Source organism: Paenibacillus phyllosphaerae (assembly GCF_014192105.1).
Classification (GTDB): domain Bacteria; phylum Bacillota; class Bacilli; order Paenibacillales; family Paenibacillaceae; genus Paenibacillus_Z; species Paenibacillus_Z phyllosphaerae.
In genome coordinates this window covers 178,581-197,554 of sequence record NZ_JACHXK010000009.1, presented here as the reverse complement: position 1 = coordinate 197,554, position 18,974 = coordinate 178,581, and the positions used below count along the sequence as shown (strand labels likewise).

The 18,974-nt window shown below is 57.4% G+C and carries 19 protein-coding genes and 1 pseudogene; 2 read left to right on the top strand and 18 right to left on the bottom strand.

Annotation, left to right across the window (positions count from 1 at the left end):
- Window positions 1–2: 2 nt before the first annotated feature.
- The 3 genes from FHS18_RS19710 to FHS18_RS19700 all read right to left on the bottom strand — a co-directional run bounded on the left by FHS18_RS19710 (window position 3) and on the right by FHS18_RS19700 (window position 2,214).
- On the bottom strand, window positions 3–923 hold the full coding sequence (locus tag FHS18_RS19710) for a diacylglycerol kinase (RefSeq protein WP_183601797.1): 921 nt from the start codon (window positions 921–923) through the stop codon (window positions 3–5).
- A gap of 205 nt (window positions 924–1,128) precedes the next feature.
- On the bottom strand, window positions 1,129–1,920 hold the full coding sequence (locus FHS18_RS19705) for a sirohydrochlorin chelatase (RefSeq protein WP_183601796.1): 792 nt from the start codon (window positions 1,918–1,920) through the stop codon (window positions 1,129–1,131).
- 3 nt (window positions 1,921–1,923) lie between these two features.
- Window positions 1,924–2,214, bottom strand: a complete 291-nt coding sequence (locus FHS18_RS19700; RefSeq protein ID WP_183601795.1) for a YerC/YecD family TrpR-related protein — start codon at window positions 2,212–2,214, stop codon at window positions 1,924–1,926.
- 189 nt (window positions 2,215–2,403) lie between these two features.
- On the opposite strand from FHS18_RS19700, the gene FHS18_RS19695 reads away from it, so the two are divergent.
- Window positions 2,404–2,967, top strand: a complete 564-nt coding sequence (locus tag FHS18_RS19695) for a tyrosine protein kinase (protein ID WP_183601794.1) — start codon at window positions 2,404–2,406, stop codon at window positions 2,965–2,967.
- A gap of 213 nt (window positions 2,968–3,180) precedes the next feature.
- On the opposite strand, the gene FHS18_RS19690 is transcribed toward FHS18_RS19695, so the two are convergent.
- The 4 genes from FHS18_RS19690 to FHS18_RS19675 all read right to left on the bottom strand — a co-directional run bounded on the left by FHS18_RS19690 (window position 3,181) and on the right by FHS18_RS19675 (window position 6,914).
- Complete coding sequence (locus tag FHS18_RS19690; RefSeq protein WP_183601793.1) at window positions 3,181–3,708, bottom strand: hypothetical protein; 528 nt, start codon at window positions 3,706–3,708, stop codon at window positions 3,181–3,183.
- Between the two features lie 155 nt (window positions 3,709–3,863).
- Window positions 3,864–4,859 (bottom strand): inorganic phosphate transporter, encoded by a 996-nt coding sequence (locus tag FHS18_RS19685; RefSeq protein WP_183601792.1) that lies wholly within the window; start codon window positions 4,857–4,859, stop codon window positions 3,864–3,866.
- Between the two features lie 20 nt (window positions 4,860–4,879).
- Complete coding sequence (locus FHS18_RS19680) at window positions 4,880–5,491, bottom strand: DUF47 domain-containing protein (RefSeq protein ID WP_183601791.1); 612 nt, start codon at window positions 5,489–5,491, stop codon at window positions 4,880–4,882.
- A gap of 334 nt (window positions 5,492–5,825) precedes the next feature.
- Window positions 5,826–6,914 (bottom strand): DUF3048 domain-containing protein, encoded by a 1,089-nt coding sequence (locus FHS18_RS19675; RefSeq protein ID WP_183601790.1) that lies wholly within the window; start codon window positions 6,912–6,914, stop codon window positions 5,826–5,828.
- Window positions 6,915–7,014: 100 nt separating this feature from the next.
- On the opposite strand from FHS18_RS19675, the gene FHS18_RS19670 reads away from it, so the two are divergent.
- A complete protein-coding gene (locus FHS18_RS19670; RefSeq protein WP_183601789.1) occupies window positions 7,015–7,155 on the top strand; it encodes a hypothetical protein in 141 nt (46 codons plus the stop codon).
- Window positions 7,156–7,194: 39 nt separating this feature from the next.
- On the opposite strand, the gene FHS18_RS19665 is transcribed toward FHS18_RS19670, so the two are convergent.
- From FHS18_RS19665 to purD, 11 genes and pseudogenes are all read right to left on the bottom strand, one after another.
- Window positions 7,195–8,634, bottom strand: a complete 1,440-nt coding sequence (locus tag FHS18_RS19665; RefSeq protein ID WP_183601788.1) for a sensor histidine kinase — start codon at window positions 8,632–8,634, stop codon at window positions 7,195–7,197.
- Window positions 8,631–9,089, bottom strand: coding sequence for a winged helix-turn-helix domain-containing protein (locus tag FHS18_RS34975; RefSeq protein ID WP_281378808.1), 459 nt, complete (start codon window positions 9,087–9,089; stop codon window positions 8,631–8,633). Before FHS18_RS34975 ends, FHS18_RS19665 begins: the two co-directional genes overlap by 4 nt.
- A gap of 180 nt (window positions 9,090–9,269) precedes the next feature.
- Window positions 9,270–9,632 (bottom strand): annotated as a pseudogene (locus FHS18_RS19655) (response regulator transcription factor); the annotation flags it as partial.
- A 26-nt stretch (window positions 9,633–9,658) separates the two neighbouring features.
- Entirely contained in the window at window positions 9,659–11,128 is a 1,470-nt protein-coding gene (locus FHS18_RS19650) for a hypothetical protein (protein WP_183601787.1), read from the bottom strand.
- A 91-nt stretch (window positions 11,129–11,219) separates the two neighbouring features.
- Entirely contained in the window at window positions 11,220–12,365 is a 1,146-nt protein-coding gene (locus FHS18_RS19645; RefSeq protein ID WP_246427776.1) for a polysaccharide deacetylase family protein, read from the bottom strand.
- 231 nt (window positions 12,366–12,596) lie between these two features.
- Window positions 12,597–13,826: an MFS transporter gene (locus FHS18_RS19640; protein WP_183601786.1), complete on the bottom strand. Its 1,230-nt coding sequence runs from the start codon at window positions 13,824–13,826 to the stop codon at window positions 12,597–12,599.
- Window positions 13,827–13,945: 119 nt separating this feature from the next.
- A complete protein-coding gene (locus FHS18_RS19635) occupies window positions 13,946–14,551 on the bottom strand; it encodes a hypothetical protein (RefSeq protein ID WP_183601785.1) in 606 nt (201 codons plus the stop codon).
- Window positions 14,552–14,582: 31 nt separating this feature from the next.
- Entirely contained in the window at window positions 14,583–15,155 is a 573-nt protein-coding gene (locus FHS18_RS19630) for a DUF1444 domain-containing protein (RefSeq protein WP_183601784.1), read from the bottom strand.
- A gap of 32 nt (window positions 15,156–15,187) precedes the next feature.
- Window positions 15,188–15,919, bottom strand: a complete 732-nt coding sequence (locus FHS18_RS35215; protein ID WP_183601783.1) for a cytochrome c oxidase assembly factor Coa1 family protein — start codon at window positions 15,917–15,919, stop codon at window positions 15,188–15,190.
- Between the two features lie 159 nt (window positions 15,920–16,078).
- Window positions 16,079–17,524 (bottom strand): hypothetical protein, encoded by a 1,446-nt coding sequence (locus tag FHS18_RS19620; RefSeq protein WP_183601782.1) that lies wholly within the window; start codon window positions 17,522–17,524, stop codon window positions 16,079–16,081.
- A gap of 143 nt (window positions 17,525–17,667) precedes the next feature.
- A complete protein-coding gene (gene purD / locus FHS18_RS19615; RefSeq protein ID WP_183601781.1) occupies window positions 17,668–18,933 on the bottom strand; it encodes a phosphoribosylamine--glycine ligase in 1,266 nt (421 codons plus the stop codon).
- Window positions 18,934–18,974: the final 41 nt, after the last annotated feature.

Below are 18,974 nucleotides of genomic sequence, written 5' to 3'. Positions count from 1 at the left end.
TACTAACGCAGCTTGTAAGTCGATTCGCCCGCTTCGTCCACGAAGATGTTCAGATGCTGCGGCAGGTTCGTGAACGTGCATGGCAGCGTGCCGCCATACTCGCCGTCGAGGTTCAACTGCACGTAATCCGGCGTCGTGACCGTCAGCTGTTTCGTGCGGAAGTGGATCAGGTGCGGGTCGTTGAAATGTTCGCCGCGCAGCGCCAGCGATACGATCCTGATGAACTCCGGCAGGTTGCACTTGCGCAATACAACAACGTCGAACAATCCGTCATCCAGAATCGCCTCTTGGGCGAGCTTCTCGAAGCCGCCGACCGAGTTGCTGTTACAGATGAGGAACATCATAATCTCTTCGTGAATCTCGCCGATCTCGTCGGCCACCAGCTTCAGCTCGGTCGGGCGCAGGCGGGTCATTTTCTCCAGACCCTTCATATAGTAAGCTAGCTGCCCGATCATCGTCTTGAGCTTGCTCGGCACTTCATACGTCAGCTCGGTCATCGAGCCGCCGCCGGCAATGTTGATGAAGTAGCGGTTGTTGGCCTTGCCGACATCGATCGGCCGCGTGAACTGCTGGGTGATCAGATCGCACGCATACTCCCAGTGCTTCGGAATCCCGAGCGCTCTGGCAAAATCATTCGTCGTCCCGAGCGGCAGGATGCCAAGCGGCGGACGCACGTCTTTCTCCGCGAGGCCGTTAATGACTTCATAGAGCGTGCCATCGCCGCCGGCCGCGATGATCAGGTCGAAGCCGCGATCCGCAGCCTCAGCAGCAGCGATCGTCGCATCGCCTTCGCTCTCGGTCGCATGGCAGCTCGTCTCGATCCCGCCGCGCTCGAGCTTCTGCAGGATGTCCGGCAGACGCCGCTTCATCTCTTCCCGCCCTGAGGTAGGGTTATAAATCAATCGTGCACGTTTAATATCCATATCTGGCACCTCCGGTACCCTTGCCCTTAGCATATGTAACAATCAATGCTATCTATATTACGCTTATTCCGCGTCCGTCTCAAGCGAGTCCCCAGGCAGGTCCGCCACGGTCACTTAACCGTAACAAGGGACTGCCATCTATTACCCGCAATCCCTACAGTTTATGTCCTTATGGATGCTTCCTATACGATCCAATCCAACAAAATTAACCTTCGTCCCGCTGCTGCACAAAAGCCGCCATCTGATGCTCCATCCACGCCAGCAGTCGCGGATGCGGCAGCATCGCCTGACCATTGTAGCGATAGGTCAGCCCAGTGAGGCGCGACGGAATCATCTTCTGGGTAAAATACCCCTGGCTCAGGAACAGCGGCACGACGATCCATGCCTGCTCCGGCCGTTCTTCCTGCAACGCCCTCAGCTTCGCCGCCGCTTGATCCGGCAGCAGCATCGCGTAATCTGCGCCGGCGAAACCGCCAAGGCGGCGCAGCCGTTCAGCCAGCAGCTGCATCCCATCGCGATATCGCTCGTGGAATACCTCTTCGTTCGAGCCGTGCGCGATAAGCAGCAGCGACTCCCGCTCCGGCGACTCTGACAGCTCGCGGATGTTATCGAGCAGCACCTGCGCGATATCCTCGTGGTCGTCGATCGGGCTGCCGAAGGTCACGTTCACCTGTCGGCCCACGCGGAACACGCCAAGCTCGCCTTCGCGGTCTTCTCTCACGCGCGGCAGGCCGAACCCTTGCGCAATGTCGTCGACATGCGTGCTGCCGGACGACACAAATAGCGGAAGGACGAATAACTCCGTTACGCCTTCCGCTTCTAGCTGGTCGATGCCGTCTTGGATGAGACGGCCTTCTACGATTTCAAGGAATGCCGAGACCACCTGGACCTCGGCATTCAGGGAAGCCGACACTTGCGCCACAGCGTCGTCGACGAGCGCTACCCAGCCCTCGTCGCGCGAGCCATGGCTAATGACGAGAATACCCGGCTTCTGCATCGCTTAGCGCCCCGCGCGCTCCAGCGCCATCTTGTAGCCGTCGTTGCCGTAGTTCAGGCAGCGCTTCACCCGCGAGATCGTCGCCGTGCTCGCGCCCGTCTCCGCCTCGATCTGGTTATACGTGCAGCCCTTGCCTAGCATACGCGCGACTTCAAGACGTTGCGAGAGCGATTGGATCTCGTTCACCGTGCACAGATCGTCGAAGAAAATATAGCACTCTTCCACGGACTTGAGAGTCAGGATCGCTTCGAACAATTGGTCAATCGTTTTATCATTCAGCTTCTTCAGCTGCATAAAGTCACATCCCTATGAGAACTATAGTCTGATTGTATCGGCTTTGCGCTAACTTTTCAAGCGTCACCGTATTCACGCTTTACAGAGTAGAAGAATCATATCATAAGAACAAGTGCGGAAATAATTGCCCCGCGAGTGGGCATTCGTCCAAACCAACTAGTCACTTATCCCATAAACTAGGAACAAAACGTGAAAAAGGTTGTGATCCGCGTGAAATACCGCAACGACCCTTCCGTCAGCGGCTTCCAGCAACCGCTCGGAGGTCAAAGCCAATATCCAGGCATATCTGACCCGTTCGCGCAAGGCGGCGGAATGAATACCGTGACCCCTGTCCCGTTCAGCCCATCGCTCGACACGAACATCGCTCCGATCGTCGTGACCCCGGCAGCCGAGAAACTGCCTGATCCGGCCAAAGAAGAAGGCACGGCAGCCAATAAAGCGAGCGGCTTCTCGCTGAACAATCTCGGCGGCAATATTAAGGATATCCAAGGCATAGTCGAGCGTATGGGGGGCCTCGACGGCATCCTGAGCACGGTACAAAAAGTGCAGAAGGTCGTCAGCAGCGTGCAGCAGATGACCCCGCTCATTAAAGTACTGGCCGGCTCGTTCGGCAAAAAAGGCAGCGCGGCCGTCGCCTCGACGCTCGACGAGGACGAACTCCTCGAAGCGCCGCCCAAGCGCAGAAAATCGCGCAAAAAATCCGGCTCCCGTCCGCTTGCCGGCGGACAGCGCCGCAGACCGCGCAGACGTTAGGCCGCCGTCTGCTGTTCCACACTTACCAACGCCAGCCGCTTATCACGGCTGGCGGCTCTATTAACCCCATGATCCGCATCATTCGCGGGCATGAAGGACTACACGACGAAAACCGGAGCACATCCTGTCGGCACGACAGCGGCTCCGGTTATCTTTTGTCTCTATTATCCTCGCATTGTCCGCCCTAAGCAAGATATAAATGGATTTCGCTGCCTATCGGGCCTTCTTGCGGAAGATGGAACGGGTGTCGAACTCGAGCGAACGGCCGGGCACATAAGTCGGCTGCGGTTTGAAGATCCGCTCCTGCCATCTCTGATAGACGTAGATCATAACGGCAATCACCAGCATGAGGAAATAGACCTGCAAGTGGCTGATGCGATCAAGCGTGTACAAGCGTCCTTCGAAGAGGAACGGGCTGAAGACGAATATCTGCAGCGCGTCGATCGCTGCATTAAGTCCAAAATAAAGCCAGAAGCTGCGGTAGACGAAGCGGAAAATCCAGATCGTGCCGATGAAGAACGTCCCGAATGCTAGCGCCGTATTCGTGATAATTCCGCCAGGCGTAATCCGTTCGGTCATCACCCACCAATGCTTCGCATAGGCATGCTCCGATACGAACATGAGCGCAACGGTCGTCAACAGCGCCACGGGCGTATACCGCCGCAGCATGTCCCCCCGCATCAACAGGACGCTGAACCAAGGCACGATCAAGAGGGTCCACATGATCAGCTGATTCCACATAAGATGAATGAGCTCCTTTACATGAAGATGTAATTGTCATCCATTATCGCCGAATGATCCCGTGATTAAACGAAGGAGACGCTTATCACACCGCTAGTACTCCCATCCGAACATAAAAAAAGCCGGCCGCGATACGCAGCCAGCGTCTATTGCTCTTACATAAACAGCGCCATCACTTTGTAGATCAGGGCTGCCAGAATCGCGGAAATCGGAATGGTAATGATCCACGAGACGATGATCTTGCCGGCGAGCGACCATTTGACCGCCGAGAATCGCTTCGCGCTGCCGACACCGAGAATGGCCGACGTAATCGTGTGCGTCGTCGAGACCGGCAGATGCGTCAATGTCGCCGTGAAGATAACGGAAGCCGACGTGACATCCGCCGCGAACCCGTTAATCGGCTCGATCTTGAAGATCTTGGTGCCCATCGTCTTGATGATCTTCCAGCCGCCGATCGATGTACCGAGCGCCATCGCCGTCGCCGCCGACAACTTGACCCAGAACGGAACGTCCATCGTATCTTGGATCCCGGCCGTGACCAGCGCGAACGTCATGATGCCCATTGCCTTCTGCGCGTCGTTCGTGCCATGCGTGAACGCCTGGAATGCAGCCGTGAAGATCTGCAGAGTACGGAAGCCTTTGTTGATCTTGTGCGGACTCGACTTGGCGAAGATGATCTTCAGGATCCACATGACAATAAAGCCGATGGTAAAGGCAATAAGCGGTGAACCGATCAGTGCAATAACGATCTCCCTGAATCCGCTGGCGTTAATGCCATCGAAACCTTGCGCCGCGATAACCGAGCCTGTCAAGGCGCCGATCAGCGCGTGAGACGACGAGGACGGAATGCCGAACCACCATGTGACCAAGTTCCAGATGATGGCGCCGATCAAGGTTGCGATCAAGACCTGGACCCCATTCTCCAACGTATACGGATCGGCGATGCCGCTCCCGATCTTCTTGGCTACGCCGGTGAACAGCATTGCGCCGACAAAGTTCATCACGGACGCCATAATAATGGCGGCGCGCGGCGACAACGCGCGGGTCGATACCGTTGTCGCGATCGCATTGGCCGTATCATGGAAGCCGTTAATGAAGTCGAAGGCGAGCGCCAAGAAAATGACTATACCTACTAAAATATAAATATCCATGACCGAAAGTCCACCTGTCCTTAGCTGTTGCGCATAATGATTGTTTCGAGTGTGTTGGCCACGTCTTCACAATAGTCGGTCGTTTGCTCCAGACGCTCGTAAATCTCTTTGCGCTTGATCAGCTCGATCGGATCCTTCACGTTCGCGAACAGGCTCTTCACGCTAACGCGAAGCAGGTCGTCCGCTTGGTTCTCGAGTTCATTGATCGCAATGGACGGCTCGCGGATCGCCAGCAATTTCTTCTCCGTCAGGAGGTAGATCGCCTTCTTGATCTGTTGCGCGCTGCGAACAAGGTTATCGGCGAACAGCGTGATGTACTCGTCATGCTCGGTAATATGGTACATCTCGAAGCGCGAAGCGCAAGCCTCGATGCCGTCGAGCACATCGTCGAGCGATGTCGTCAGCGCCATAATATCCTCACGTTCGATCGGCGTAATGAACGTCTTATTCAGCTCCGTCAGAATCGTATGTACATGGCGGTCGCATTGGCTTTCGAATTCTTTCATCGATTTCGCAAAATGAGTAACGTCCTTGATGTTCGAGACATGCTTCGCGAAATACTCAACTGCCTCAAGCAGTACATCAGCCATCGCTTCAAGCGTTGTAAAAAATACGTCCTTTTTCTTAAACATCGATATCCCCTTCGCATGGTTGCAGTTTGACATTGCAAGTAGCCTTAAAGCCGACAATATCTTATCACAGTTTACATCTTAATTGTTAAGGGATTGTAAACACGTCATGAAAAATTTAAATTTATTTCTTGAACATTCACATTTCCTTTACAATTGGCGGCGGTAAGTACGGGCGGCCCTCCTAGTGTTTTCCGTCCCTTACGATTTTAACCGTCATGACCGCAGCAGGTTTGAATCTACTCCGGCCGCTCGTTGCATCAGACAAAACAAAAAAACCTTCAACCCGCATTCGGCCAAAGGTTCGATGTTGTTCGCTATGAAATTCGAACTTAGTTCAACTGATCGTTACATGCCCCTCGAAGGTTGGCGTATTCGGCACGACGTGATAATACGTTTTGCCCGGCGCCAGCGGAAGCTCGTTTCCGTCCTGCAAGATCCGGATCACGCCATCCACGCCGCGCTCCCATTGGCAGTCGATCACTCGGCCAAGCTGAATGAGCTTCGCCGGTCCGCCGGAGTCAAGATCCACCTCGAGCCGCCCGACGTCATCGAGCACCTTATGCGCCGTTCCTAGCACGACGAGGTTCGTAGCGCTCAGCTGCGCCTTCGTCGTCAGATCGGTATGCGGCTGATCGTTAATGGAGCGCATATATAACTTCGTCTGCGGATCGTACGCGTAAGATACTTTGTAGTTCTTCAGCATGAAGGAGATGTCGACATGATTGGCAGCCGTCCCCGCTCCGGTTGCACCAAGCTCCGAGAAGGTAAGTAGCGGCGCCATGACAGACTGATCATACTTCTTCTTATCGATCCCCGCCCGCAGTTTCTCGAGGTTGGAATACAGATTATGCGGCGCTTTGCGGAACGATTCGCGCCAGAAGTAGCTGCCCGCATTCGTAATCTCGTCCAGATGCTCCTTGCCTTGATGCTGCAGAATCGAATAGGCGTCCGGGCTGCCGCCGGCATGGACAAGCACGCCGCCGTACGACTCGCCGAGCTCGATCAGGTAAGGGCGAATGCTGCGGATCGGCCCGATCGCATCGGTGAACTCTTCACTTTGAAAAATAGCGACCAACCGCGTAATCCCGCCCTCCGCGAGCACTTCCCACACCACATCGGCGTGCGGCAGCCCGGATTGCGGACGCGCCTTCCCCATGTTATTGACCATCACGGCAATCGGCCGCGCCGTGACCTCATGGTCCACCGCAAGGCCGGTCAGCGGCGCGAGGTAGCCGGCCGTCTCGGCCTCTTCTTCTTCAGCCGGCGGAATCGGTTCTACCGGCGTCTCCTCCTCCGTCAGCTGCTGAGGCGGGAGTTCGTCCAGCTTGTTGCCGCTACTGCACCCATTGATCACCGCAAGGAATAGCAGCAGCACCGCCAGCGCGTAAGCCGAGCGCTTGCCGGCTTTACGTTCATCTCGCATTGCGCATTGAGCCCCTTTTCGTTGTGGTCTGACTGGCAGCTCCCCTAAACGTTACCGGGATTGGCCCGCGAGCAGCATGCCATACTAGTAGAAAACAGCCATGAAAGGATGTGCAGCCGTTATGCCGCTCTGGATGCAATTCATCGCGGACCACTGGCTTCCGATCGTTATCGTCATTCTCACCGCGCTCGCCATCACGTACGTCACGACCAAGCGCAAATCGCTCCTTTATAAAGAGTAGCGTTCGGATATCGTCAGATTGACCGCGCCTGATATTGCCTCATGATTCCGCCGTTCCTTCCTCTATCGAAACGATTGCCTCCTGAGGCAGCTTCATTAAGGGCAGCCTGACCGTAACCGTCGTTCCTTCTTCGACGATGCTGGCCAGTTCCAGCGTCCCGCCGTGCAGTTCCACGATCTCCTTGCATATGGCAAGTCCGAGGCCGCTGCCGGCGCGCTGGCTGTTGCCCTTGTAGAATTTATCGGTTACATGCGGCAGGTCCGCGGGGTCTATGCCGATTCCCGAATCGGCGATGCGCACCTGGACATCGTCGCCGATACGCTCTGCGGTCAGCATAACCTGCCCCCCTTTGGGGGTGAATTTGAACGCATTGTCGAGCACGTTAATGAGTACCTGCTTCAGCCGGTTGGCGTCCGCTTCGACGAGCAGCGGCCCGTTGTCGGCTAGCCCTGCCGCCAGACGTATGCCTTCGCGGTGCGCCCTTGCCTCGAACTGCCGGACCGTCTCCTTGATTGGCGCGAGGAAGTCGAGCGGCTCGGGATGGAGCACGATGTTCTTCGCATATAGTTTGGAGAAATCGAGCAGGTCCTCGACGAGACCGGCCAGTCGATCCGTCTCCCGGTCGATCACTGCCAGCCCCATTCTTACCTCTTCCACATCCGTCGGATCGCCGGAGGCGAGCGTCTCGCTCCAGCCCTTGATGGACGTCAGCGGCGTGCGCAGCTCATGCGAAATCGAGGAGATGAAGTCGTTCTTCAGCTTCTCCCGCCTTGTAATCTCGGCCGCCATCGTGTTCAGCGTATCCGCCAGACGGCCGATCTCGTCCTGCTCCCCAATTTCGGCGCGCCGGGTCCAATTTCCTTCCGCCATCTGCTCCGCGACCTTCGTTAAGTTCCGAATCGGCCTGGCGATCCGGTTCGCCATCAGCACGCTCATCCCGAAGAACAGCAGCACCACGATAATGGCCCCGAGCAGCGCGACGAATATCATATTGCGGACGATCGCGTCGATCCCCTGTAAGGACGCCGTATAGCGGAATAGAGCGACGACGCGCTGATCCCGCTTGACCGGCAGCGTCACCGCCGCGATCCGCTCGCCCGTCACCGGGTCTTTGCCGCGCCACGATCCCTGCTGCCCGTTCAAGGCAGAGGCCACGTCCGGCGTCGCGAGGACGCGCCCGTCGCCGGGCATCCCGTTGCTGTCGACGATCAGATTGCCGGCATGATCGAGCAGTTGCAGATGCGCCGTCCCGGCCGTCATGTTCTGCAGCATATACCGCGCAATGGTACGCATCGGCTGCGCCGACAGGTTCCGGTTATGCAGCGCCGCCTCCGTCTGCGCCCGCTGCATAAGCGAGCTGACCGCGCTGCCGTAATAATAATTCCACACCAGCGTGACGAACAACGAGCCCAGCATGACGACGACGAGCACGATCAGCATGCCGAAGCTCCATACCATGCGCGTCCGGAGGCTCGTCATCCTTCATCCCCTCGGTTGAAGCGATAGCCGTAGCCCCACAGCGTCTCGATGTAGACCGGATGGGAGGGCGTAGCCTCGATCTTCTGGCGAATGCGACGGATGTTCACGTCCACGATCTTGAGGTCGCCGATGAAATGCCGTCCCCATACCGCGTTCAGAATCTCATCGCGGCTGAGTCCTTCGCCTTCGCGATCCATAAGCAGCTTCATCAGCGTCCATTCGGTCGGCGTCAGAATCACTTCCTCGCCGCTCTTCCACAGCCTGCGCTTCGCGGTCGACAGCCGGAACGGGCCGACATGCTGCTCGTCGGCCGAACGGCTCGCTTCACTTGGACGCTTCTCTGCCTGATGCGGACTTGCGTGCGCGGCATAGCCATTGCCATTGCCCCATGCACCGCCGTCAGTTGCCAGGCTTCGCGACAGCTCGCCTGTGTCTGCCGACGCATGGCTTGGCATGCCGCTACGGCCTGCGTCCGCGGTGGCGGGCTCGCTAGGCGCGTGCGTTCCGAGCGCCTCCTGCCTATCCACGCCCTCATGGGTATTGGAAGCAAGCGCAGCAGTGCCATCGCTGCTGAACTGCCCCGATTCCGTCGGCCGCTGCGGCTGAACGTCATGCGACGACAGGCCGCCCGGCATCATGCGCCGGTGAAGCGCGCTCAGCCTGGCGATAAGCTCGCCGGGGCTGAACGGCTTTTGCACATAATCGTCCGCCCCGAGCTCCAACCCGCGAATCTTGTCCTCTTCCTGCGACTTGGCCGTCAGCATAATGATGCCCATTCGCGGGAATCTCCGGCGCAGCGCCTCGCACACTTCGAACCCGCTGATCGTCGGCAGCATCACGTCCAGAAGCGCCGCATCGAAGGGCGGGTCCGCTTCCTCCGCCAGCTGCAGCGCGGTCTCGCCGTCTTCCGCTTCCGTGACGTCCATGCCGTTGCGTTTCAAGTTGATTCTCACGAAGCCGCGTATCGCCTCTTCATCCTCCAGCAGCAATATCCGCATCTTGTCCTCCTACTCGTAAAGCTTGCCTAATATTCCGGCAGAAGCTCGAATTCCCGCTTCAGCTCTTCCACATCCGGCTGCAAGGAAACGAACCGTTCCTGATCCCGCTCGCTCCAATCGGCCGGCGCATCCTTCCATTCCACGGCATAGATCATGCCGGCGGCTTTCAGTACCTGGTTATACCGGACGCCGTTGTCCTTCCAATTCTGCTCGAAAGCGCCCCAGTTGTCGAGCGGAACCATATAGATCGCGAAGAGCGGCGCACGCTGCCCGGTCTCCTCGCTGTACTGTTCGAACACGATGCCTTCCGGTACGGCCTCGAGCAGCGCTGCGGCCTCGTCAATCGGATTCTCGGCATCGGCGCTCGAGTTCGAATGGCTCACCGTCACTTTGTTATACCATTCGGACTTGAACCGGATCGCATAGCCTTGCTCGTAATCGACGTAACGCTCCTGGACGGTGATGAAATTTCCTTCGCCGTCCCACTGCTTCCGCTTCTCGATCCACAGCATTTCGCTGTAGGGCACATCCTCCGCTTGCCCTGGCGCGGGGGTCAGCAGCTCAATATCGAGCACGCCGTCATGATTGCCGTCGCCGCCGAAGGTAGAGGAGTCGTTGACATGCTCCTCGTCGCCCTCGGACAACGGCGGATAGACTCGCTTCAGCTGGCCGTCCTCCCAAGCGAACATATGCGTCATCGAGGAGTGGGCGCCGATGCCTGCATCCATCACGAGCCCATAACGGCCCTTGGCAATCTGGCCGATCGCCAAATTGTAATAGCCGCTGACCGAACCGTCGATCGGGGTCGACAATTCATCGAGCATCTCTTTCCCCGACAGCCGGTACAAGTGGAGCGCGGCCCTTAAGTTGTCGCGGTCGTGCGTGATCAGCACCAGCTCTTCTTGCCCGTCGCCGTCGACATCGCCGAGTCGCGCCATCTCATAGGGCAGCTCCGCGAGCGGCGCAGGCGGGTACTGGCGCAATTCTTCGCCCCCTTGCACCGTATAGACGTTCACCTGATGATAAGGATCGCCGTAGCTGTTCCAAGCGATGAACAACTCCGGCTGCCCATTGTCATCGAGGTCGCTCACTTCGATCCAATCGACGCCATAGCCGGACGATTCCGTGAAGGTGAACCAATGATGCCAGCCGCTTGCCGATTGCTCGCCGCTTCCGCTGCCGCTGGTCAGCACCATAACCTTCTCTTCCTCGCGTTCATTCACGTACGTCACGATGACTTCCTTGCGTCCGTCGCCGTCCACGTCCTCCTTGCGGATCGCCGAGGTCGTCTTCCCCTGGTCGGTCACCGTCAGCTTCGCCCGGGGAGGGAGCGCATCCTGGACAGCCGCCGCGATCGCGGCATTCTCCGCCGTTGCCTGCGGGGCGAGCAGCAGATCCGCCGGGGTTGCGGTATATTGACAGCCTGCCAAGACCAATAGCCCGGCCCAAGCCGCAGCCAGTCGCAGCGTATAGGTACGCCATAATCTGCCTTTCATCGCGTCCGATCATCTCTCCCTTCTCTATGGCTTATCTGATTCGGATGGTAGTCCCGAGCGCAGTACGCCTTCTTGTGTCATATACCGGTCACTAGGATTTCGCGGTCTTGGCCTGATTCGTCTTCGCGCTTGCTTGTGCCGCGGCTTCCTTGGCCTTGGCATTCAGTTCCTTGGCCGCGAGCAGCTCGTCGACGGTGACGAAGGTGTAGCCTTTATCCGTCAGATCTTGGATGATCAGCGGCAGCACCTTCACCGTGTTGCCCAGATGCTTGCTCCCGAACGAGTGCATGAGCACGATTCCGCCGGGGTGCGTGTTCTTGTTCACGTTCTTGCGCATCGCCTCGACGGAAGCGCCGTCCCAGTCTCTCGTATCGACCGTCCAGCCAATTAGCTCGCGGTCGTTCTCCTGGATGACGTCCTTCACGATGTCGGATACGGCACCGTACGGCGCGCGGACCAGATGGGGAACGAACCCGATGGTCTCCTTAAACCATTCATCGGCGGATTTGATTTCCTGCTTAATATCATTATCGTCAAGTTTGGATAAATTAGCATGATGCTGCGTATGATTGCCGATTGCGTGTCCGTCTTCGACGATTTCCTTCACCATATCAGGGTATTTCTTCACCTGCGTGCCGACCATGAAAAAGGTCGCCTTCACCTTCTGTTCCTTCAGAACCTTCAGAATGTCAGGGGTATAACGATGATCCGGCCCATCGTCGAACGTGAGCGCGACCAGCTTCTGGCCTTGCTGCGGGACAAAAGCGACGTTCGCTTCTGTCGGCGGATCCAACCGTACAGCGGACTGTCCGCCAGTTGTCGTCTGGCCGGCAGGCGCCTGTTCGGCCTGGCCGCTGTTTGCTCCCGCGCCAGCAACTCCCGCTCCTTGGCCAGCCTCTTGATCTTCCTTGTCCGTCTGAGCGGTATTGCTATCCGTTCCGTCTGCCTGGCCGCCTGCAGCAACCTCTTCACTTGATCCGCTGCCACCGCTTCCCAAGCTGGCGTCCGTCACGGCCGCGTCTCCCGGCTGCACGCCGCTTCCTGCACCATCGGCCTGCTCCGGCTTCCCGGTATCCTTACTCCCCGAAGCAGCGGAGACGTGTCCCGCACCGCTTCCATATCCTCCTGTCATCAGCGGCAGTCCCGCTTCCGTTCCGCATCCTGCCACCATCACCGCCAGCGCGCCTGCAAGCAGCGCGACCATCAGCCGCCGCTGCTTCACGATGTCCATCATCATTGCCTCTCTCCCCATATCCCCTGATAGATTCATCGTAACGGGATTGGGCAGGCAAGTTGTTACAAACCAGTAACATGGAGGCGAAATATGTCATTCGAACGACGCACGGCTCGTCCCTGCTCGACTATATGCTCATTTTGACGAACGATAGAATAGTAAAAAAGCTGCACGCACATCCTTCGATCTGCATGCAGCCTTACTATAAGTACAAGTAGATTCAAGCCGTCGCCGTTAGCCTTGCCCGCGGACGCGCGCGTCCTTCGGAAGCAGAATGGCCAGCACGCCGAGCAGCGGCAGATAGGCGCACAGCTCCATGACGAACGAGATCCCCTGGAGATCCGCCACTTTGCCGAGCAGCGCCGAACCAAGCCCGCCCATGCCGAACGCAAGCCCGAAGAACAGGCCGGAGACGAGACCCACATTGCCGGGCAGCAGCTCCTGCGCATAGACGACGATGATCGAGAAGGCGGACGAGAGAATGAAGCCCGCCAGTACCGCAAGCACGCCCGACCAGAACAGATCACCATACGGCAGCAGAATGGAGAATGGCGCCGTGCCCAGGATCGAGAACCAGATCACGTTGCGCCGCCCGAACCGGTCAGCCATCGGCCCGCCCAGGAAGGTCCCCGCCGCCGCCGCAAACAAGAACGCGAACAGGAACAACTGCGACTCGCCTACCGATACGCCATAACTGTCGATGAGATAGAACGTATAATAGCTGGAGATGCTCGCCATATAGACTTGTTTTGTAACGACCAGGAACACGAGAATGACGATCGCCCACGTAATCTGCTGCTTGGTGAGCGAAGAGCCGCGGCTCTCCCCTGACCGTGCCCTTCTCGCGGCAGGCTGTCTCGGCGCCAGCAGCTGCCCGTTGTACCAGCGTGCCACGAACGTCTGAATGATGATCGCGGTAATCGCGGCAAAAGCAAACCAGATGACCCCGAATTGACCCACGTGAACGAAAATCGCCGCCGTCATGATCGGTCCGAGCGAGCTGCCGATGTTGCCCCCGACCTGGAAGATCGACTGCGCCAATCCCCGCCGCTGTCCTGCGGCCAAGTACGCGACCCGCGACGACTCCGGATGGAACACCGCCGAGCCGATCCCGATAGCGGTCACCGATAACAGCACCAGCACATAGTACGGTGAAACTGCGAGCCCCACCACGCCTGCGAGCGTGAAGCACACCCCGATCGGCAATATGTACGGCCTCGGCTTCAAGTCCGCGCTATAGCCGACGAGCGGCTGCAGGACCGCCGCCGTCACGTTCATGGCGAGCGAGATCAGGCCGATCTGGAGGTAGCTGAGCGCATACTCGGTTTTCAGAATCGGGAATAAAGCGGATACGGTCGATTGCATCGTGTCATTGAGCAGATGAACGATGCTGATCGCGAACAAAATCGGGAATACGGTCGCCGACGTGTTCACGTTCGGCGCTGCTGCACTTCTTGTACTCATCGTGTACCTGCACTTCCCTCTGGCTTATATTTTGTTGACTACTATACCATATATTTCATGGCAGGGAAGGAAAGGATTTGGCTGAAAAATGATTCGATCTAGGCGGGACGGGCGATCCTTCATCCAAAGGAGTAAAATGGATATTTCACAAGACGATTAAGCGCTCGCAGCTGGCCATCGTCCAGACAGAGAATCAGAATAGATTGCCCATGACTATCCGTGAAGACGAGACGCTTGCCTAGTTCGCGTTCAATCAGCCCGCTTAATTTGGCCAGCACGTTCAAGTCCATCCAGTCGTCATCGACTTCGATCTCCCACTTAAGGCGCTCCCCTTTGAAAGTGAAGGATACCCAAACCACTTCCTCCATGATATCGACGTAATCTTCGATCTCCCCGATCTCAATCCCCGACATCAGCTGAAGCCGCTGAAAAACATCCACGTAGACGCCATGATCCTCCACTACTTCGGTATCGATATACCAGACATGATCCGATATGTTCTCGAATACGCCATCACGTTCGAGTTCGCAGCCCATCTCCAAGAGCAGCCAATCGTAGGGGTCAGCCTCATACTTTTCCCGTCCCGTATGTTGTAGCAAGGTGTCAACCGTTACGCCAGGATTCAGCGCAATCCCGATATCGCGCAATGCCTGGAGCTGTTCCTCCAGCGTTATCGTTCTACTGCGCACTGATTTGGTATTGTTTCTCTTCAACCATCCGAACAACCGCGAACACTCCCCTATACGTTCGGTCCCATCAGATACTGACCCACTTATCCCCAATTCTGCTCAATAGCTGCCGACACAGAACCTGCCCGCCGACCTCCTCGATCTGGTCGACCACCGCCTTCATCTCCGCAATACCCTGCTCGTCTTGCCGATCGCAGAACATGAGCACATCGCTCGAAGGAATGGCCGCAACGAAACCGGACTCCACCTGACCTTTAAGCGTAGCCTCCCACAAGTCGTCGAGCAGCAGCAGGCTCGCCTCGAAATGGCCGTCCATCAGCAGCATCTCATACCTGGCGTCGTCGAACGACTGTAGCTGCAGTTCATGCGTATCCGTCCGCTCATATAGATTGTCGACCGCCAATCTCAGCAGCGCGTCTGGCGTCACCCCAAGCGTCTGCAAATCCCCCTGCTGCACGTAACGCAGCACATCCATCTCGCGGTCGTCGTACAGGAAGGCTATCGTCAGCGTCTCGTTGAACCGAATCTCCACGATCTGATCGTCTTCGGACAGAGCCTCTATGCCGCCTTGCTCGCTCTCTTCCGCTAGAGCAGATTTCAGGTATGGCAGGGCACCGTATAACGGTGATTGCTTCTCCATGTTGTTCCTCTCCTCGTCATAAATTGAATCATTCATCGGTAGCTCATCTTCTCCACGATCCACGTATCGCCGGGCTTTTTGGACATCGTCAGGAACACCGTTATTTCCCGCTTGCTCCCCTTCACTTTGATCGCGTAATCCGCTTCTCCCGCTCCGTTCGTGATCCGAACGCTGCCTGACGGGAGAAACCCGAATTCGATCTCCTCCCCGGCGGCCTCGCGAATGTCCGCACTATTCTCGATGTATGCGGTCGCCGTTTCATAGGAGGCATCGTTCTTGATGAGATATAGTACGCCGCCCACCAAGAGCGTAATGCCTATCGCCGTCGCGATCACGGCGGCAACCACAATGCCGACGACGTTCCTTCGACCAGACATCACATACACATCGGTATGCGCGATCCGGTCACCAATCTTTAGTCTGCGCTTGGACCCTACAATGAGGATGAATTCAATGGGCCATATAAAAACGAATGCATTACGGATGATCCGCCTCACGACCGTTGGCGTCTCACCTTGCTCATTCCGCACAATCAGGCCGAACAGCCGCTTGCCGATGCTTCGCCCCCCGATCACATCTTTGCAAAGATAAAGGATGTAGCCGGTCAGGATTACAAAGCCCATACCCGATGTTAGCATACGGAGCCATGTTTCCATCCCTACTACAACCATCATCATCCCGCCTGCTACCGCGGTTATCGTCACATGATCGACGAGGAAAGCCCCTATTCTTCTTCCAATCGATGCTCGCTGTCTCTCTTCCACTTGCACACGTTTCCCCTTCTTTCAGACGATTAACCTTTAACCCCATGAATAACCATAGCTAGTGTGACTATATCACATCCGCTCTTCGCCGTCCCTGCCTGAAACCAAGCACGATGCCACGCCGAAAAAGCCATACGGAGCAACCCGCATGGCCAAAATCTACTCCTGCACGACAAGCTCGAATAAGCGCACCTGTTCCACCGTTCCTTCACGCTTCGGCGGTCCGTTAATCCATGCCTCCACTTTCATGCCGATCGTCAATTCGTTCGGGCTCATCCCCTCCTCCGAATTGTTGCGATGGATGAACAGATACGGCTCCGGCGTTCCCTGCCACCGTCTCGTCGAAGATTCGCCATCCGCAGAATCAGCGGTCGAAGGGGTTGAGGAGATCCAGATCCGCCCCGACGCCTCGATCATCGTAATCGTCCCCGCCAAATCTGGTTCGGCCCGCCTTTTCACTGGCTCGATATCTAGCGGGAAGGAGCGGCCGGCGATCTCAAAGACGGCATGCCGGAGAGTGTCGATTTCCTGCGCCGTAATCGGGGTGCGGTCCCAAGCCGGCTTCGTAACGGATAGCCGGGTTTCATACGGATCGACGGTGTATGCGACGGGGTAAAGCCTCAGATCCTCAAACAACGATCGGCGGTTGTACACCTTCGCCATCGCGGACGCCATAGCGGCTTGAAGCTCGTAGCCCGTCTTGTAGGCCGGCTCCTCCTTATAGATTGGCGTCGATTGCACGAGGACATAAGCGGGCTCGCGCGGCATATCGAAGACGACCGTATGGACCGTGCCGTCTGCCGGAGGCCGCTGCTGCGTTAGCTTCGTCGCCTTCCCTTGCTGGTCCACGGCGATGATCTGCAGCTCAATTGCCTCCATTCGCTCGCCGATCCCATCGGCCCGTTCCATCTCCATCGTCATCCGATAGATCTGCTTACCGCTGCCGCTCTGGATCACCTTCTGGGCAAGCGCCGTCGGGATCAGCGGGTAAGGGGCCTCGGACATCATCGGCGGGTAGTCGATATGCGGGATATCGTCATCTTTCACTTCATCCAGCAGCAAGGCGTCGGCTGGGTCCATGATGGCCAGGTAATTGTAGTGCCGGATTCTGCGCATCTCGTAGCTGTACGGATCTAACCCATCGAGAACGGGAGTCACCGGGATGAAAAGCTCCCCCGCTCGGTATTCCGGCAACGCACCAATACCAAAGCCCATGTCACCGCCGTAAACGGCCCAATCGAAGCCCGCCCTCAAGCCTGTCACGGAAGTCTCCAACCCTGCCATCCCGCTCGGCCAAATCATGTAATACGTCCCTTTGCTCCCGTCCCTCTCGTCTACGAAAGCCCCGATCGCTTTCGCGAACGTCTGAAGCGGAACCATCAGCCGATTGCTCTTGATGAACGGCGCCTTCTCCCCCGGAAAAAGTACAAAATAATTGTTCATGAGCAGCGGAATCAGCTGTTTGCCCGGGTTCGTAGCAACTGTAGACGGCTGGTCTGGCACGGGAGCAGACGCAGCGGCCTTGCCGACCGTTAATGGGACCGCACCTCCGATCATGACGGCTGCGAGCAGGATGAACATCCATTTTGTACGTATGACGACCACCTCGTATTTTCCGTATTTTACCAACCATACTGACGAGGCCTATCCCAGTAAAGTTGCACACACGGAACTACGCCGACGACTCCTTCTCGCACAAAAAAAACCGCAGCCATACGGGTCATCCCCCTACGACTACGGCTTGTAACTTACACCAATGCTTTGGCTGCAATATCCGTCCGAACATGCATCCCTTCAAAATGAATTGCCGATACCGCTTCATACGCACGCGCGCGCGCTTCCGCGATATCTTGCCCGCGGCCGACGATGCCGAGCACGCGGCCACCGTTGGTCACGAACTCGCCGTCCTTCAGCGACGTTCCGGCGTGGAAGACCAAAGCGCCTTGCGCCTTGGCAGCATCGAGGCCGGTAATGACGCGTCCCTTCGGATACGAAGCCGGGTAACCTTCGGAAGCTGCGATGACGCAGACCGCCGATTCGTCGCTCCATTCGAGCTCGAGCTCATTCAAGCGGCCGCTGAGCGACGCGAGAATAACGTCGAGCAGATCCGTCTTCAGACGCGGCAGCACGACCTGCGTCTCCGGATCGCCCATGCGCGCGTTGAACTCGATCGTCTTGACGCCTTCGCTCGTGATGATGAGGCCTGCGAACAGCACGCCGCGGAACGGACGTCCTTCGCTGACCATCGCCTTCGCGGTCGGCTTGATGATGTTCTCGATCGCTTCCTCGATCAGCGCCGGATCGATGTGAGGCAGCGGGGAGTACGTGCCCATGCCGCCCGTATTCGGGCCTTTGTCGCCGTCGAACACCGGCTTGTGGTCTTGCGCCGGCACCATCGCGCGTACCGTCTCGCCATCGACGAAAGCTAGGATCGACATCTCTTGGCCTTGCATGAACTCTTCGATCACGACGCTGCCGCCGGATGCGCCGAATACTTTGCCGACCATCATGTCGCTGAGCGCTTTCTCGGCTTCTTCGATCGTCGCCGCTACGGTAACACCTTTGCCTGCCGCCAGGCCGTCGGCCTTCACGACGATCGGCGCGGATTGCTCGCGCAGATAAGCCAGTGCCGTCTCATAATCCGTGAACGTCTCGTACTTCGCGGTCGGGACGTTGTACTTCTTGAGCAGATTTTTCATGAAAATCTTGCTGCCCTCGATCTCCGCCGCATTCTTGCGCGGACCGTATACCGGAATGTTGTGTTCTTCGAACGCATCAACGATGCCGTCCGCGAGCGGATCGTCCGGACCGATGACGACCAGATCGATCGCCTGATCCTTCGCATATTGAATCAAATCCGCGAACCGGTTAACCGGAATCGGCACGCACTCCGCCAGCTCCGCGATACCCGCGTTGCCCGGCGCACAGTACAATTGTTGAACCTTCTCGCTCTTGCTCAGCGCCCAGACGATCGCATGCTCGCGTCCGCCGCCGCCAATGACCATAACCCGCACGTGGAAACCCTCCCCTGATTGAAAAAGAAGAAGGAAGCGTT

Coding starts and splice junctions, on each gene's coding strand:
- FHS18_RS19645 (WP_246427776.1), bottom strand. CDS start 12,365: ATGATGATGGACATCGTGAAGCAGCGGCGGCTGATGGTCGCGCTGCTT.
- FHS18_RS19675 (WP_183601790.1), bottom strand. CDS start 6,914: ATGCGAGATGAACGTAAAGCCGGCAAGCGCTCGGCTTACGCGCTGGCG.
- FHS18_RS19670 (WP_183601789.1), top strand. CDS start 7,015: ATGAAAGGATGTGCAGCCGTTATGCCGCTCTGGATGCAATTCATCGCG.
- FHS18_RS19650 (WP_183601787.1), bottom strand. CDS start 11,128: ATGAAAGGCAGATTATGGCGTACCTATACGCTGCGACTGGCTGCGGCT.
- FHS18_RS19710 (WP_183601797.1), bottom strand. CDS start 923: ATGGATATTAAACGTGCACGATTGATTTATAACCCTACCTCAGGGCGG.
- FHS18_RS34975 (WP_281378808.1), bottom strand. CDS start 9,089: ATGCCAAGCCATGCGTCGGCAGACACAGGCGAGCTGTCGCGAAGCCTG.
- FHS18_RS19685 (WP_183601792.1), bottom strand. CDS start 4,859: ATGGATATTTATATTTTAGTAGGTATAGTCATTTTCTTGGCGCTCGCC.
- FHS18_RS19640 (WP_183601786.1), bottom strand. CDS start 13,826: ATGAGTACAAGAAGTGCAGCAGCGCCGAACGTGAACACGTCGGCGACC.
- FHS18_RS19665 (WP_183601788.1), bottom strand. CDS start 8,634: ATGACGAGCCTCCGGACGCGCATGGTATGGAGCTTCGGCATGCTGATC.
- FHS18_RS19700 (WP_183601795.1), bottom strand. CDS start 2,214: ATGCAGCTGAAGAAGCTGAATGATAAAACGATTGACCAATTGTTCGAA.
- FHS18_RS19680 (WP_183601791.1), bottom strand. CDS start 5,491: ATGTTTAAGAAAAAGGACGTATTTTTTACAACGCTTGAAGCGATGGCT.
- FHS18_RS19705 (WP_183601796.1), bottom strand. CDS start 1,920: ATGCAGAAGCCGGGTATTCTCGTCATTAGCCATGGCTCGCGCGACGAG.
- FHS18_RS19630 (WP_183601784.1), bottom strand. CDS start 15,155: ATGGAGAAGCAATCACCGTTATACGGTGCCCTGCCATACCTGAAATCT.
- FHS18_RS19690 (WP_183601793.1), bottom strand. CDS start 3,708: ATGTGGAATCAGCTGATCATGTGGACCCTCTTGATCGTGCCTTGGTTC.